The sequence below is a fragment of the Paenibacillus sp. J22R67 genome (assembly GCF_059692175.1).
In genome coordinates this window covers 71,628-88,914 of record NZ_JCAUAX010000004.1, presented here as the reverse complement: position 1 = coordinate 88,914, position 17,287 = coordinate 71,628, and the positions used below count along the sequence as shown (strand labels likewise).

8 protein-coding genes are annotated in these 17,287 nt (G+C 48.1%); 1 reads left to right on the top strand and 7 read right to left on the bottom strand.

Annotated features, from left to right (window positions below):
• Positions 1–116 precede the first annotated feature (116 nt).
• The 6 genes from AC58VC_RS16730 to AC58VC_RS16705 all read right to left on the bottom strand — a co-directional run bounded on the left by AC58VC_RS16730 (position 117) and on the right by AC58VC_RS16705 (position 14,282).
• Positions 117–2,423 carry an AraC family transcriptional regulator gene (locus tag AC58VC_RS16730; protein ID WP_497369891.1) on the bottom strand — a complete coding sequence of 769 codons (2,307 nt, stop codon included), beginning with the start codon at positions 2,421–2,423 and terminating at the stop codon, positions 117–119.
• A gap of 193 nt (positions 2,424–2,616) precedes the next feature.
• Positions 2,617–4,131 carry an extracellular solute-binding protein gene (locus AC58VC_RS16725; protein ID WP_497369890.1) on the bottom strand — a complete coding sequence of 505 codons (1,515 nt, stop codon included), beginning with the start codon at positions 4,129–4,131 and terminating at the stop codon, positions 2,617–2,619.
• 86 nt (positions 4,132–4,217) lie between these two features.
• Positions 4,218–5,099, bottom strand: coding sequence for a carbohydrate ABC transporter permease (locus AC58VC_RS16720; protein ID WP_497369889.1), 882 nt, complete (start codon positions 5,097–5,099; stop codon positions 4,218–4,220).
• Between the two features lie 18 nt (positions 5,100–5,117).
• Positions 5,118–6,077 carry an ABC transporter permease gene (locus tag AC58VC_RS16715; protein ID WP_497369888.1) on the bottom strand — a complete coding sequence of 320 codons (960 nt, stop codon included), beginning with the start codon at positions 6,075–6,077 and terminating at the stop codon, positions 5,118–5,120.
• 309 nt (positions 6,078–6,386) lie between these two features.
• Positions 6,387–12,989 carry an S-layer homology domain-containing protein gene (locus AC58VC_RS16710; protein ID WP_497369887.1) on the bottom strand — a complete coding sequence of 2,201 codons (6,603 nt, stop codon included), beginning with the start codon at positions 12,987–12,989 and terminating at the stop codon, positions 6,387–6,389.
• 456 nt (positions 12,990–13,445) lie between these two features.
• Positions 13,446–14,282, bottom strand: coding sequence for a helix-turn-helix domain-containing protein (locus AC58VC_RS16705; RefSeq protein WP_497369886.1), 837 nt, complete (start codon positions 14,280–14,282; stop codon positions 13,446–13,448).
• Between the two features lie 149 nt (positions 14,283–14,431).
• On the opposite strand from AC58VC_RS16705, the gene AC58VC_RS16700 reads away from it, so the two are divergent.
• Positions 14,432–15,565, top strand: coding sequence for a glycoside hydrolase family 88/105 protein (locus AC58VC_RS16700; RefSeq protein ID WP_497369885.1), 1,134 nt, complete (start codon positions 14,432–14,434; stop codon positions 15,563–15,565).
• Positions 15,566–15,771: 206 nt separating this feature from the next.
• On the opposite strand, the gene AC58VC_RS16695 is transcribed toward AC58VC_RS16700, so the two are convergent.
• Positions 15,772–17,259: a DUF5605 domain-containing protein gene (locus AC58VC_RS16695; protein WP_497369884.1), complete on the bottom strand. Its 1,488-nt coding sequence runs from the start codon at positions 17,257–17,259 to the stop codon at positions 15,772–15,774.
• Positions 17,260–17,287 lie beyond the last annotated feature (28 nt).

The window sequence follows — 17,287 nt, the reverse complement described above, 5'->3', positions numbered from 1 at the left end:
CGCCCGTTTCTTTATTTTATATTATCAAGACCAAAATACTGGACAGTGAAAGATTGTCACACTCACGAATGCCGACGTCGACATCAGTCGCAGCCTGCCTCCGTCGTGCCAATCTCTCATTTCTGTTGAAACTGTCCCCGATATTGTCCCGGCGTCATGCTAGTAATGCGGCGGAAAGTCCGGATAAACGAGCTAGTATTTGTATAACGTAGTCGCTCGGCGATCTCGGATACTTTGTCCGTCGTTGTCTCGAGCAAGTTTTTCGCAATCGTCATACGGTATTCGACGAGATAATCGACGAAGTTGACTCTCGTCTCCTTTCTGAATACCCTGCTCAAATAAACGGGATGGAAATTCAATATAGATGCGCACATCTCCAGCGACAATTCTTCCTCATAGCGCTCATGAATCATTTTGACCATCTGATTGGCAATACCAACGTATTGCGTTTCCGCCCGCTGCGCCAAAAACGCAAACAGCGGATCGAACAGTTGCTGCTTGAACCAGCGCACGATGGCATCTAGCGTCGTCTGCTTCAAGAACTCCTCTACCATCGCCCCATCGCCCAACGCTTTTTGTACCGTACTGCCCTGCTCATGCACGAGCTGATAGATATTGGACACAAGCTGCAGCATCAGCACTGGATATTCATTAAAATGTACATCTCTCACAATGATCGCTGCAATATATTCGCCGAACAGAGCGTCCGCCTTCTCCCGATTCCCTTGCTTCACGGAATTTACAAGCTGATCCTCCATGAACTTGAGTTGCGCATAGATGGCAGCCTTCAATTCCTTTCCGCTCTCGATATCCTCCGCATGAATAATCAGATCGCTGCCCAGGCTGATTCTTACCTTCAACGCTTCCAAACTTTCGGTGTACGCCTTCATCGCGTCGGTAATATGCACGAACGGTCTACTGATGCCGATGCTAACAGTCAGCTGCAAATATTCGTCCACCTTTGCTTTAATAACGCCGGCTAGCTCATGTAACTCCTGTTTTTGCGATACCGGATCACTATCCCCTTTTAGGATAAGAAGCGTCACTTGTGACTGGCCAAGCACAATTGGACTAAACGGGTGCTCCTCGCTGACCAGCTCTGCGACAATATTGTTGATGGCGAACAGCAGCAACTCGCGATCGTGCTCGCCATAACGCGTGCTTTCCAGTGTATCAATCTGCAGCGTCAATACGCCGAGTTTTTTCCACTTCGTAGGCAACCCATACATCGACGATCGGTACGCATAGTCGCTTTCCGACAATTGACCGGTAAACAGTTTTAGCATAAAAAACTCTTTTAGTTGCGTATATTGTCCACGAATTTGCTGCTGAAGCTGCTGCCCTTTGCTGGACAATTGTCGCAGCCGGTCTTCGATCCACACAAATTCATCCTTGCCTTTGCCCGTCGCCGGCCGACTTTCTCCCGAGGACTCCGGCTCAATCTCTCTCGTAAATTCAAACAACCGATGAACAGGCGAATAGATGCGGCGACTTCCGTAAAATCCAAAACTCGCTACAGCCAGCAGAATCAGCAGACAGGCAAAAAACGTAATCCAGCCGATATTGCGCGACTGCTTCGTAATTTCGCTGATCGATACAACCGAAGCGTACACCCAGTTATTGTAAGGAGAGACGCGGTACGTCACAAGCACGCTTTCCCCTCCGCGCTCGATTTCGAAGGAGCCATGACCGGCCGTAAGCTGGGAAGCTGAAAAAATTTCCCGAGCAATGATGCCACGTTCCGCCTTCCCCACTTCTTCGCTATACAGGAAGTCATTCCCCTTCTCATCCAGGACCATCATTTCTCCGAAGTTCACCGACTCTGTCAGCAGCTGCTTGATCTCGTTTTCAGGCAGTTCGGTCACAATCAGCCCTTGGGGACGCTCGGCTTGTACGAACGGAATTTTCAGCACCATACGGATAATTCGTTCGGGCAATTGCTCGGGATAAGCCGACTCATTAGTCACCGTTGCTATCCAGTTCAAGCTGTTCGGAAGCCTGGCATATGTCGCCAGCTCATCGTGGTTCAACAAAGACTCAAACGGCTGGAAGGAGCGGAAATTGATCGACCAGCCGCTGTTCAAGCTGATTAGATACGCCTCTCTGATACTCCCGAACGACTGCAAGCTGTACAATCCCTGCGACAAATCGCGCACTTGCTGGAAATTGTCGGGAGTCAGCGTTTCTGTAATCGATTTCAATATTAACGGAGAATTGGCATACTGGACAGCTGACAGCTCCAGCGTCCGCATCACCTGCTCCACCCGCATCTGCGTCTGCAGTAAAATCTGCTCATTGCCCTCCTTGACCTTGTCCTCGATGTCGCCGGAAGCAATGAGGTAAGAAATTACACCTATAAAAATAATGGGTATTGCACCCAAGAGTATACTGAACGTGAGCAGTCGTGACAAAAACTTTGACATGGCGCACCTCCCCTGGTAGCATCTCAGCCAAGCTTCTCTATAATAATTCTCACATGAAAGCGTTTTATGAACAATAGTTTCATTATATCATAGCCTAGAGATGCATAATATGCATACGCGGATTTCAACCTCTTACGTTCATACAAATGCGGCCGCCTCCTCGAGGAGCGCAGCCGCATGGGTAAGTATGCAATTATTTGGACTCAGCGTAAGAAGCATTAAGCTCCTCGATAATTTTGTCTCCTCCGTTTTTCTGCCACTTCGTCACTTCCGACTGGAAGCCAGCTTCATCCAATTGACCCATAATTAATTTGATTGTTGCGTCGTCGATAATTTTTTTCAACTCGGTCCCACGAGTTGTCAGCGTGTCGGAGACTAGAGCTTCCGCCGGGTTGGCTACAACCATCTTGTCATTGTCGAGCGTAAGCGCCTCATATTTCTCGCGTAGTGGATCGTTGGCAGCTTTCAGGTTCGTCAGATCGAGGCCGATGATCGAGTCCAGCGGACGAACTTCCTGCTCGAATGCATCTTTCGCTCCCGCGATTTCCTCGAATTTGCCGTCTCCCAGCAGCTTGTGATGTACACCCTCAATGCCGACTCTCATCAAGTTGAACACTTCAACCGTGTTCATTTTGTCCATCACGGTAAGAATTTGCTTCAACTCATCCTCCGTTTTGATCGACGTTTTCGGGAAAACGAACATGCCGTTATGCCCCGCCTGCGCCCATACAGCTTCTTTGCCGTCCGGGCCTGCGATGCGGTTGAAGATATCGATTTTAACATTCGGATTAATTTTCGAGCTGTCATTGAACAAATTTTTGCCGTCTACCATATTGCCGACGTACAGCCCTGCCTGACCTTTGGAAAACTTCTCCCATTGCTGCGTTTTGCTCGTCACGGCAAAGTCATCGTTCATCAGCTTTTCCTTATACAACTTATTGAAAAATTTCATTGTCTCGATATACTGCGGGAACATAAATTCCGGCACCAACTTGCCGTCCTTCAAGCCCCATTCGTTTGGGGTACCGAAGTAGGAGGATACCGTCTTAAACGCGCCAAACTTCAGATCGTTACGCTCCGTCAGGCCAAACGTATCGTTTTTGCCGTTTTTGTCCGGATCGTTAAGCGTGAACGCTTTCAATACGTTATAGAGGTCGTCGATCGTCTTGGGCTGCTGTAGGCCGAGATTATTCAGCCAGTCCTGACGTACGACAATTCCTTGACGCGACAGCGGACGTTCGCGCGGGATGCCGTAAACTTTGCCATTAATTTTTATGTTCCCAAGTGTGGTCGGATTTACTTTGTTCAGGTTCGGATAATCCTTGAGCAGTGGCCCGATCTCCCAGAACATGCCGGCCTTCACAGCGCTCTGGAACGAAGACATCTTGATGTCCTGTACCGCTACAATTTTGGTCAGCGTGCCGGACGCTAGCGCCGTATTCAACTTGTCTTCCTTGACCGCATCTGGCACCCACGTAATATCAAACTTGGCGCCAACCTTCTCTTCAATCAGCTTCAGCACCGTATCTTTTGGAACAGATTGTGTATAGAGCGGCGTTGTCCAGGTAATATTGACAGGAGCAGCGCTGGCGCTTGCCTCGCTTTCCTTTGGCGTTTCCTCTTTCCCCCCGCATGCTGTAGCTATTAGCGAGACTGCAGCGAGAATTGAGACCGTTGACATCCAATTTTTACTTGCCGATTTCTTCATGTTTTTGACCCCCCATAATAGAATTTGCAAAGCATGTATAGTACACCCGCCCTCTCGGGTAGGGATCTACTGAAGTTGCCGAGGCGTCAGCCCTTGATCGAACCGAGCATAGCGCCCTTAGCAAAGTGCTTCTGCAGGAACGGATACACGATTAGAATCGGCAGTGTCGCAACCACTACAACTGCCATCTTGATCGTATGCTCCGGCGGAGGCACAAAATCTCCGCCCAGCTCCGAGGTGTCCGCCTGCAAGCCGCTGGAGACGATAACAATTTGTCTTAACAGCACTTGGATCGGCCATTTTTCAGAATCGTTGATATACAATACCGCCTGCTGGAACATGTTCCAGTACGACACTGCGTAGAACAGCGAGATCGTCGCGATGGCGGGCAGACACAGAGGCAGGACGATCCTCCACAGGATGCCGAAATCGTTGCAGCCGTCAATCTTGGCCGATTCCTCCAGCCCGTCGGGAATGTTCTGGAAGAAGTTGCGCAGGATAATCAGGTTAAACGCACTGATCGCCGACGGCAGGATCATCGCCGGATACGAATCGAGCAGCCCCATCCACTTGACGACAAGGAAGGTCGGGATCATGCCGCCACTGAACATCATCGTAAACACAACGAGGAATATCAGTGTGCGCCGTCCATACAGATCGCGCCGGGACAATCCGTAAGCCATCATTGAAGTCAGCGTCATGCTGACGAGTGTACCGACGGCTGTAATGCCGATCGACACGAGCAAAGCCCTGAAAATCGTATCCGTTGAAAAGATATACCGGTAAGCATCAAGTGAAAATTTCGTGGGTAACAAGATAAACTGCCTCTGCAACATCTCCTCGACAGTGGCAAACGAACCTGCAACTACATGCACGAACGGCAAGAAAGTGATTAGCGCAAAAATCGTCAGCGAACTGTAGATAAAGATGTCGAGCAGGCGGCTGCCAACTGTTTTGTCATGTACCATGTCAAACCCGCTCCTTCCTTAATAAATGCCTTCTTCGCCGTATTTTTTGGCGAGCTTGTTGGCGAATACGATCATTATCAGACCCACTACCGCCTTGAAGAACCCGACAGCTGCGCTATAACTGAATTGACCTTGCCGCAAACCGGCCGTATACACGTAGGTATCAAATATTTCCGACACCTCACGGTTTGCCCCGTTCAGCATCAGGAAGATGTGATCGAAGCCCAACTCAAGGATATCGCCTACCTTCAGAATCAGCAAAACGAAGATCGTGCTGCGAATGGCCGGCAGCGTCACATGCCAGAGCTGGCGGAACCGTCCGGCTCCATCCATGCGGGCCGCTTCGTAAAGCTGCGTATCGACTGCGGCTATAGCCGCCAAGTAAATAATGGTGCCCCAACCCGCTTCTCGCCAGATCACCTGCATCACATATAGCGGGCGGAACCACGCTACTTCCGTCAGGAAGCTGATTTTGGCAAAGCCCATCGAAGCCAGCCATTCATTGATCAAGCCGCCTTGCGTCGTGAACATTACATACGTCAGCGAGACAACAATCGCCCAAGACATAAAGTGCGGAATGTAAATAAGCGTCTGCACCGTGCGCTGAAAATATTTGACCCGCACTTCGTTCAGCATCAGCGCCAACATAATCGGCACTGGAAAGAAAAAGATGAGATTAAGCACAAATAACATGATTGTATTGCGGAACAGCATCCAGAACGTTGGCTCGCTGAACAGCCGTTCGAAATGCTCTAAACCTACCCATTGGCTGCCTCGAATGCCAAGAAACGGCTGGTAATCCTGGAAGGCAATAATTAGTCCCCACATCGGCAAGTATTTGAAGATGAGGAAATAAATCAACCCCGGAAGGATCATAAGATAAGTCAGTTTGCTCTTCATCATCTTAGCCCAGACGGAACGTTCCGAGTGGGAGTGGGGCTGCGGCTTTATAACGGATTGTGCGGCCGAGGTGTCCATAAGAAGTCTCCTATCCTGTCCTAAAGTTTGCGTTGCTTGCTGTTGTTTTTAGCATAGGGCTCGGCGCAACCGCCAGTCAATCTGCAAGATTTAATCTTTGCCGATTTAAATCTAGGCGAGTCAGCCAAGTTAAAAAAGGAGTATGTGGCGCAAACAAGGATAAACGACTTTGTCGTCCTTTTAGGACGAGCGCGTTTCATATTTTACTAAATTAACGCTGTGGTGCATTGAAATAAGTACTTAAAGAAAGACTGCCGAGACTCTCTCGACAGTCTGAGGTGTCGGGGTGAAATACCCAACTACTTTTTTCTATTTCAATGAATCAATCAAAGAAGCAATTTCAGGGTTCAATTTTAAGGAGCGAAGCAGTACGGTTAATGCTTCGGCACGAGTCGAGTTTTTGTCCGGAGCAAAGGAATCTTCGCCTACACCGTTAATAATACCGGCCTTTGCTGCCGCTTCAATCTGGTCTTTATTCCATGAATCGCCGAGATCAGTGAACACAGTGCTGCTTGTTCCTTGAACTGTCGTCAAGTTAATGATTCTGGCAATAATGGCAACCATTTCTGCACGAGTAATGTTAGCTTCAGGGTGGAATTTGCCATCTTCATATCCGTTAATGATACCATTTGATGCAAGTGCCAGGACCGCTTCTTTCGCCCAGCTTCCGTTGATATCACTAAACTGAGCAGTCTTTAATTCACCAGTACCGATATTGAAGGTTTTGGCAACGATAGCAGCAAACTCGCCACGAGTAATTTGAGCATCCGGCTTAAATGTACCATCCTCGTAACCATTAACGACACCAAGTTTCGAGAACACATAAATACTTTCAGCTGACCAATGATCGAGCACATCTTCGAACGTTACAGATTCATGAGAAGATCTTATTTTTTCTCCCAGAATCTCCTTCAATAAAGTAACCGACTCAGGCTTGCTCAGATCGAATGCCGGTTTGCCCGGCGTAGTCGTTACCACTGATGACGGTGTTTCCGGTACAGATGGTGGTGCTGGCGTTGTCGGTTCTGTTGGTGCTCCTGGGGTAGATGGTGATGCTGGCGTTGCCGGTGTTGAAGGTGTATCCGAAGGACCAGAGGAGTCATCATCGTAATCATACCCTTCTGTCATTACCGTCATGCTCAGCCCACTGGTAGACCAGTTGCCTGCCGAATCCCATGCCTGTACGGTGAAGGTATAGACAGTTCCGGCTGCTAGACCTGTTACATTATAGCTGTATACTCCACTCGTTACTGTTGTAAGAGGCGTTGAGCCACTGTATACCTTGTAATCAGTTACTCCTACATTGTCTGTTGCTGCGGTCCATGTAAGTGTTGTCCCTGTTCGGGTAGTATTGCTTGCAGTGAGCGTACTTCCTGCAGGCCAAGCCGGTGCTGTTGTATCTGTCGAAGCAAGTGTGGTAACAGTAACCGTTTTTGCTTCTGAGAAATTATTCACACTATCTGCAGCCTTTACATTAAAGGTATAGGATGTACCCGCAGTAAGTCCTGTTACTTCATATGAATATACGTTTGATGTTACTGTCTGCAAAAGAGACGAACCATTATATATGTTGTAGCCGGTTACACCTACATTGTCTGTTGCCGCAGTCCATGTAAGTGTTGTCCCTGTTCGGGTAGTGTTACTTGCAGTGAGCGTACTTCCTGTAGGCCAAACCGGTGCTGTCGTATCTGTTGAAGTAAGCGTGGTAACATGAACCATTTTTGCTTCTGAGAAATTATTCATACCATCTACAGCCTTTACACTTAAGGTATAGGATGTACCCGCAGTGAGCCCTGTTACTGCATATGAATATACATCTGATGTTACTGTCTGCAAAAGGGACGAACCATTATATATATTGTAGCCGGTTACACCTACATTGTCTGTTGCCAAAGGCCATGTAAGTGTTGTACCTGTTTGGGTAATATTGCTTGCAGTAAGCGTACTTCCAACAGGCCAAACCGGTACTGTCGTATCTGTTGAAGTAAGTTCGGAAGCTTCTACTCGCACGTTGTGCAGCATGACGGTGTTATTGGTGCCCGTGTTGCCGTATTCGTAAGAGGAGTTGCCAGAGTTGTTAATGCGGACACCGAAGCCGCCGAGCATGTTGTTACCCAAAGCGCCGGTATCATCCGTCCACGAGATGTCAACCGAATTAGATAGATTTTGTTCGATTTGCAGCGGCGTCTTCTCGGACAGTGTCGAGGCCTGTACGCGAAGGGTGCTGCCTGTAACGGAAACGGTCATGGTGCTCTTCGGCATAAACGCCACTGTTTTAAGTGGCTCGCTCAAAGGTGTCTGACCGGTGCCATCATATTTATACAGCGTCCATAACGTAGCGTTCGAGCCGGCGGCAGCTGTACGTTCTACGCGCAGGCCGTATCCCTTGCGGGTCGCCGGATCATATTTCACATAGATATCCATGAATTGGCCGTTGCCGCCGAAGCCCTGGCCCTCTACCTTGCTTGAGGAGTAGTTCAGGGTCAGTGACATGTCGCTGTAGCTGCCGGGTTGTCCGAACACGAATCTGGTATTCGTACCGCCGGAATTGTTCTGAAGGCCCCAAATCTTATCCGTGCCGTTGCTTCCGATACCCCATCCCCACGGCACTCCTGTACCGCTCACGCGGTCAAAGAACCATCTGCCCTTCGTGGTGGTATTGTCTTCATTGGTAACAGACAAATTTTTAAAGTCAGTGTACAACGACGTTTCCGTTACGTCGTCCGTCGTGACCGCACGCTTGGTGTATATCGTGATGGGTGCGCCGGCGGAGCTGAACTCATACTTCGGTGTGATAACGGCGCGCAGGTAGTAACCTACGTCGTACTTATTAACAGCGTAGTTTTTATATGGTTCGTCTACGAAGAATCCGTTAGCGTCGTTGCGCATCGTGCCGATATGAATGCCGTTTGTAGTATCGGGTCCCGTCTCGCGGTACCATTCGATGACGGAGGTGTCCTTGTATCCGAGCTGATTCAGCGCATAGCTGAGCGTCGCAAGATTCTTGCTGATATCGATCATTGGCGCCGTAACTACGGGCGCGGGGACAGCCGTCGGGCGGATGTAAAGCGTCGCGCCGCCCGAGATGCCGCTTGGAAGCGTACCCGTCACAATCGTCTTAACAATAGCGCCAGTATTGTTGGGCTTGGCGGTCAGTGTAATTACGCCTGTCGCAGCGTCGACTGTGCCGTTCAAAAGATTGGTATCGTACGACCAAACGGTATTTTTTACATCGACGGAATCCGCCGGAGCTGGGGCGGGAGTCAAAACAGCCCTGTTGGTGTTGTCTGTTTTGTCGGAATACATGGTTTTACCCGTTGCGCCGACTAAGAATCGATATGGCAGGTGGGCGTAAGGTGCCCACTCAGCGTTGTACTGGCCTTTAGGGTCCCAACCGTCATTACCCTTTAAGAGGTTATACACGTTGTATTCCTCGCCGACCTTGAAAGCGTTAAGGGCGTTCCCAGTAAGCGTGACAGAGGTTTGCGGCTGGGACGGGCTAATTACGAGCGGCGCATGTCCTTCGCCGATTGTGTTGTTCGACACAAAGTGGCGGGCGTCCTCGCGCACTACGTTTTCCCACTCGACAGATTCGATCCGGCCGGTGAACTGGGTATCGATGATGGCAAAGATACCGTTCGCGTTAGGGCCGATAGCGTTGGACTGCTTGGCAAGGTAAACATCCGTACTGGTCATTTGCGGCATACCGACGACTTTGCTACCCAGCAGGACGTTGATGCCACCGTTACCGGCACCGCTGACGGACGGGTGGTTGCCGAAGAAGTGGAAGGTACTGTTCTCGTACACATTGACACCGCCGGCGAAAATAGAGTCGTCTGTTAATTGGAGAAAGCTGTCTAAGAAATACGCACGGGTGGGCGCAAGGCCAAGCATCATGTTCAAATAGCCGACGAATCGCGTGTTTTTAAAATACAGCTTGTCTGGCGCACCCGTGCCGTTGGCTCTCGTTAAAACCTCGGCATGGTTTTTGGAGTCTATGCGCTTCTTTATATTCTGTGAAGGATCGCGTGGGTAAACCAAATCCTCCTGCGCGTAGTTTGCGATTGTGATGTTCTCGCTGTGGAAGCCCGAGGAGATGCCAAGCGAATACCAGCTGCCGCTCGCGCCTAAGCCGGTCTCGCCCCCCTCGCCTCGGTTACCGGCGATGATCGTGTTTGTAGCATCATCGGTAAGGCCGATGAATGAGATGTTTTCGCCCAAAATGCTGAGGCCGATATTCGGACCTGCAATCACGCCGCCTTCCCTATACGTCAAGTCCGTCCAGTACACGCCGGGGGCAACGTACACCGTCGTGCCCTCGGGCAGCGTCAATTCGCGTTGGTTTGTGGAAAGCGTTCCCAAGGTCTGCAACGTTGACGCGACGTAAGGGCTTTCAAGCTCTTCAGTCGAGGCGTAGGCGTTCAGCAGGCGATGCTTCTCGTCCACCTGGACCCACTTTGCGTGCAGCACCGTGGAACCGGCCACTTTTTCATTCAAAAAGTCCCACATATGGACGCTGGTGTTTTTATCCGTGTACCAGCCTACAAAAACCCAACCGTCCTTTTTAGGACGCACCGGAACTGTGATGGCGTCGCCGACGTGCACGCGTTGCGGATCGACTGCGCTACCGCCGTCGGTGTCAAACGTTACCAACTGATTATCGCCGCTTATTGCGTAGATAGTAGACCAATCACTTTCTCCGATGGCATTCACCGCCTTTATCCTAAATGCATATGTTGCGTCTCTGCTTTCGGCCTGCGCCAAAATGGCTTTAAAGTTGGCGAATTGGTCAATACTCTGCGTGATAAAGGTAGTTGGCCTGGAGCTCGCTTCAACGGTTCCAATTGTTTCCCAGTTGTTACTTCCCTTATCCCACTGAATTTCATAGTGGTCTGTCGAAACATCATTGGAAACCCAATCAATTGTAAAGGTATCTTTGTAGACAACAACCTTGCCGGGTGAAGGTATAAATGTGCCAGCAGCATCGCTGAAAGCAGAACGCACTTCGTCGTTGATTTTGACGCCTGAAATTGCAGGAGTCGCGGGAGCTGAATCGGGAGCCAATGCAAGCATTGCGCCGGAATAGGTCTCAATCTCGTGTTTCAAAGCTTCCACTTGTTCCGGGGTTCCTGTTGGCCATACGACACTACCAGTTGGTCTGAATGACCAATCCAATTGCGCAGGTGGGTTTGTGGTCATAGCCGGATTCGTAGTGGTCGAACCCGCAGCAACCACAACACCAATGTCCAGTTTCGGGTCAAAGTTCTCCTGAGAAGCTTCGTCAAGAACATTTGGCTGAAGGCTTAGAGCAGCAGTCTTAAGGTCCTGAAGGGCTTGATCTGTAAGACCGGACATATAATCCGAGGTATTTCTAAAGCCAGCTATACTACTAGGGAAGTCGCCGTCAGTTACATCCTCTTTTGCAATAATAAAGCCGGGAGCGTCTCCAAAGAAATGGTTAAATCCGGCGTTAGCGGTGCTGGTTTCGCCGGGCCCGGGCACATAATCAATAGCTTGAGAGCCCCTCGCATGGCCCTGGCGGCTTCTAAGGAATGGGAAATTGACGTTTTCAAAGACATTGCCTTCCGCCCATACGGTAGCATTGTGGGCCGCGCCAATACCATACCCCGTGCTTCTGTCCAAGAGCTGATTATGATATACGGTCCCCTGGACATCTTCATACAGGTTGTTAAACACGTGAATCCTGCCGTTTCGCACACGGGGGGTCCTTTCCGCCGAGCCATCGAACCAGTTGTGATCTATGGTTCCATAGTGATTGCTCATTGAAGTGGTGCCGCCGCCAATCAGCAAGACCTTGCTGCTTTCGACATATTTATTGTAAGAAACCGTATAATTTCTCGCGTGATTGCTTATGTCTGTTGCGCCATCACCCTTCGCCTGGTCAGGATCTTGATTCAGAGCGAGATGCTTGTTCTGCCCGTATCCAAACGTAGTGTTATGCACCCATACGTTGGAAGCCCTTACAGTCGTACTTGTGCCATTAATCTCTATGGCGTCGTCAAACCACTGGTCGAAGTGGAGGTTGCTGAATACCACGTTGTGAGCGCCGCTGGTGCTTATCCCCCAGCCGAAGATCGTCGCGTCGGGGCCAATACCTTCCAAGGTTACATTGCCGTTGCCCTGGCCGACCTGAATCATACGGTTGGCGTTTAACCCCGGAGGTCCTACCGTGCCGGAATTGGCAACAGTTGAGTTGACTGTTTTAAAAGAGCCGACAGTACCTAAGAAGCGAATGACAAGAGGTGTTCTCGCATTTGCAGTAGATCCTCTATTTGCTGAAAATACATTCGATGGAAGAGTTTCCCCCATATTTTCATGGGTTACATAGATTATTTTAGCACTGGGATCCTCTCTGCCATCCGGCAAATATCCGCCTATGGCCCCATTGAGAGCAAAAGTGTGGCTTCCTTCGAAAGTATTTGCGTTGGAAGGCACAAACGCTGCACCATTACGCGGGAAAGACCAAGTTTCAAGATCGGTGAATGTGTGAAGAACCGTCGTGCCATCAGTTGCCCTGACTTGGATTTCGTATTCTCCTCTTGGAAGACCGGGAATGTCCACACGCCAGATATTGCGGGCAGGATCCACCTTACGGACAAGCTGAGCGTCCACTTCTTTCCAATCCTCAAGCCAGCCTGCGATTGGGCTGTTATTTCTCCAGTCATAAGCGCCCAAAGTCCTGACGTAAGCCCGGTATCCGCTAACCGATTTACCTGCCCAAGTGGCGTAAGCGGTTTCAAACCAAGTGCCTGCATGCATAGAACCTGTGGTCATAGCACTTGTGGGCGCAGCTACATCGTCGCCTTTCTCAGCAAAAGCGATTGTTGGTAACATGCTAATCACAAGAAGAACGCTGATCAGAAAGTTGACTACTCTCTTTGCTTTAATCATACATACACCTCTTATTTTGATATACTTTTTGCACGCTTCTTCAGTGAAAGCCTCTTCGTGTAAAGACTCCCTGCAATCGTTTTTTTCAATTCTATCAATGAATGAATAACAAGCAATGGCATCCCCCTTCTCAGGAATAATGAAAACACTTACATAGATAAATATATGGGGCTAGTTCGTTACAAACAATATACATTTATTAACCTTGATCCATATGGAACAGATTGCGAACCGGACAGCTTGAGAACTTACGGTTAAACGTAATCCTCATACCAGAATCCCTCCTTTAATGATTACCTAGTATACGATGCTGTATCTTGACAATCTCAATTACTTCAAAAACTCCAACAGCCAACAACACAGATATGCTGTGCGCACCAAAAAGGGAGTATCGAAAATTAGCTTCGTTTGAGCTATTTTCCGACACTCCCTTGAAATCCACAGATTTTACAAACTCTACTTATTCTTCCTGTAATATAACGGGGCATGTCTCGTAACTGACTTAAATACACGGCCAAAATGTGTAACACTGCCAAAGCCGACTTTCTTGCCAATCAGGCTGACTTTCATCGAGGTTCGTTCAAGAAGCTTCTTTGCCTCCTTGACCCTGACACTGTTCAAATACTCCACGAACGTAAAACCTGTCGCTTCTTTAAAAAAACGACTTAAATAATAAGGGCTGACATAAAATTTCTCTGCAAGCAGATGAAGCGATAACTCCTGCATATAGTAATTGTTGATATAGCGGACAACCTCCGAGATTCTTTCATGCATGGAGCTTGGAGATTCCATCGTTTCTATGCTGTTTTTTATGACATGCCGGCAGCAAATCATGAGCATCTGCAGCACCAAAGTCTGTGCATACATCTCGAAGCCCATCTTCTTCTCCTGCATCTCCTGCCTGATACTTTGCCCAAGCGCCTCGATGGCAAGCTTATCAGACAGAGAACATTTCACAATGAGATACTCATTTTCAAACAGCGGTTGCAAAATGTCTCTATACGAAGCATTCACTGAGGCCATATAGTTCTCATGAATATTCACGATGAGCCGTTCATGCTTAGGCATTTCCGTATTGGTTGTCCTGTGCAAAATATTCGGAGAGATAATGATGACATCCCCCTCGTTGATCACTATCGTTCTATCCTTAATAAAGAATTCCCGTTTGCCGGCTATCAAATAGAAGACTTCAAATGTACTATGAAAATGACTGTTCGGCATATGATGACTCAATGCTTTCCTATAAGATACCGAGAAGGTACCTTCACGGTTATCGAATTGAAAATCACCCATTTTGTGCTCTTCCTTTCATTCGATTTGCCATTTATTATACGCCTCTATTTATTTACTACAAGATATAAGAAGAATGAAATGGTTTCAGCAAAAAATGTACATATTCCTCTGTTAAAATAGACTTATTACAAGAAGGAGGAATGAACCAAATGAGTTCTTCAGAAGCTAATAGGCAGACCAAACATACAGAAATAGAGACACGAACCCCCATTCAATGGGCTGAGAAGGCCTGCGAGGCGTTAATGTTCAAATTTGAGCCTGAATATCTACCGCCGGATAGGTTCCACTATCATCAAGGCGTCTTTCTTTCAGGAATGGAGAAGTGCTGGCGAGAAACCAAAAACAATAAATATTATGACTATATGAAACGGTGGGTGGACAGCCAGGTACTTACGGACGGTAGCATTAAGAAGTACAACCCAGATGAACTGGATGATATTCAACCTGGTGTACTTCTCTTTAACCTGTTAGAACAAACGGGCGATGAGCGATATAAAAAAGCTCTGTACACGCTAGTACCTCTTTTAAAGTCATGGAGAACTAATCCATCCGGCGGATTCTGGCATAAGGGACATTATCCGAATCAAATGTGGCTGGACGGGTTGTATATGGCTGGACCGATTGCCGTCCAATTCGGCAAGACCTTCGGTGAGAGCGAATATTTTGACATGATGACCTACCAAGCGATTTTGATGGAGAAGCATACCAAGGACTCTAACACAGGCCTGTTATACCACGGTTGGGATGAAACCAAAACTGCTGCTTGGGCTGACCCTGCAACAGGCTTGGCACCGGAGTTCTGGGGTCGCGCAATCGGCTGGTACCCTGTCGCTTTGCTTGAGATGTTCGAATACCTCCCTGAGGACCATAAGGATAAAGTACAACTCACTAACATCCTTCAAAACCTTCTCATCGCCTTAACACATTATCAAGATACCGCCACAGGTCTGTGGTATCAAGTTGTTGACAAAGGTGATATGGAAGATAATTGGCTGGAAAACTCCTGTACAGCCCTGTACGTTCATGCCATTGCCAAAGCAGTGCGGTTAGGCTATCTGGACGCAAAGTATTTGGTTTATGCCTGGAAAGGCTATCAAGGGGTAATTGATACGCTGAAGTTCGACGAGAACGGTCATGTGATCATCGGCCAGATCTGCATCGGTACAGGGATTGGGGACTACGCCCACTATATCGCCCGTCCGACTAGCGAAAATGATTTGCATGGCGCAGGCGCATTTATTCTCATGTGTGTCGAAATGAGCCTAGCCAAACAAACGGCTTGAGCATGTAAAAATAAGGAGGTAGTAAGTAGAAGTTCATATATCAAAAACCGGAACCCCCCGACAACAACTTACTTCTTGACATTGTGTATACGAAGCAACGTAATTGGATATCTTTTCACACGTAAAAAGCTGAAGTCCTGATGGGAGACTTCAGCTTTTGGGTATTACTTTCAAAGCTGCTAAATCAAATACTTCTTATGCACGCCTCATTGCTCCTGTTTTTCAATAGCACAGACCCGGATTGCCATGTACGGTGTTCCAGGAAGATCGACACGGGTCAGGCCACTGTAGGAACCTTCCATTGGAGTAACTGTCATCTGCCATGTATCAATTACTTCAATCTTAAACAGCTGATCTTCTGGTAATGGAAGTTGACGGTAGGCAGGACAGTGTAGGCCGAAATACTGCAAGTAGTACTCACCATTAATACCGATAGTTGGAGCATCATAGAAAGTTTCTATCGGACTCATAGATTGCGGTGCCTCCTCCATAATTTCCTTTAAAAACGCAATGCGCTCTGGGCTTCCCCCATGTAACTCTCCACCTTTGGACCACCATACAATCTCTTCAGCATGCAAGAAAGTCTCACCATGACCCACATATCCGCCACGGGTAAATCCATCCCAGAAGCGTGCTGTCATATCTTGACCTGTAATGTTTCCCCAGCGCTGCGGCAGATTTCCTTCATAGCAGCATTCATCCACTATCACAGGCTTTTTGTACTGCTTGCGCCAAGCGTGCATCGGGGTTAGCTCCCAGTACTGCATACTTACATGGGTAACCCAAGGCTTGGAATGGTCATACAGGACTAGATTGGTTGGATCATACATTTTGGTTCCGTTATGTATGGACCGTAGATGCTGATAAGGGTCGCATTCTTGTACAATTCGGAAAAACCGATCCCAGTCCTCCATCGTTTTCGTTTTCATAAAATCAAATTCGTTTGCCAAGGACCACCAAATATTTCTGAACGATCCCAAGCGGGCTATTATGTAACGCAGATAGAACTCGTCTGTCTCGGCATCCATACGGTCAAAACACCAGTGTCCTTTATCATAAGGGTGAAATAAGATTAAATCGGCTTCGATGCCTAGCCGCTGCAGTTCTAATATTCGCTTCTCTAATTTTTGAAAGTAAGCAGGATCAAAACATGTCCAATCGAATCCGTCCGCTTGCGAACCTACAAACGGAAAACAATCCGGTTCGTTCGTGTTAAAGCTATAATGCTTCGGAAATATACACATACGAATTTTGTTAAAAGGTGACTTACTTAAGGCTTGCAGGGTTTGTTCCTGCAACGCCTCCTCTTGGTGGGTCCAAACATAACACGTTGTTCCGAACGGCAGATAGGCTGTTCCGTCTTCGTAAACAAATCGGGATGCATCACGAATTCTCACTGGACCGTGATTGCTTTCAGCTGCTGGGATACACTCAAAACTGCCACACGCACCACTCAACTCAGGGCATTGACTGTGTACTTCGTATGTCCACACACCCTCGGTGTCCGGCATAAAACGAATATTATATATACCGTTCCCGTCATAAAATCCGTCAACTCTTACCTTTCGATGCTTATGTCGAAACTCCGCCTCTACTTGAATATCCTTATACGGGTTACCATGGGTTGGTCCTATTAATGACAGTTCAAAAAAATCCCATCGTTCAATGTTATTCTGATTAAGTTGAGTAATCATCGATAATCGCTCCTATCGAAATAAAAAG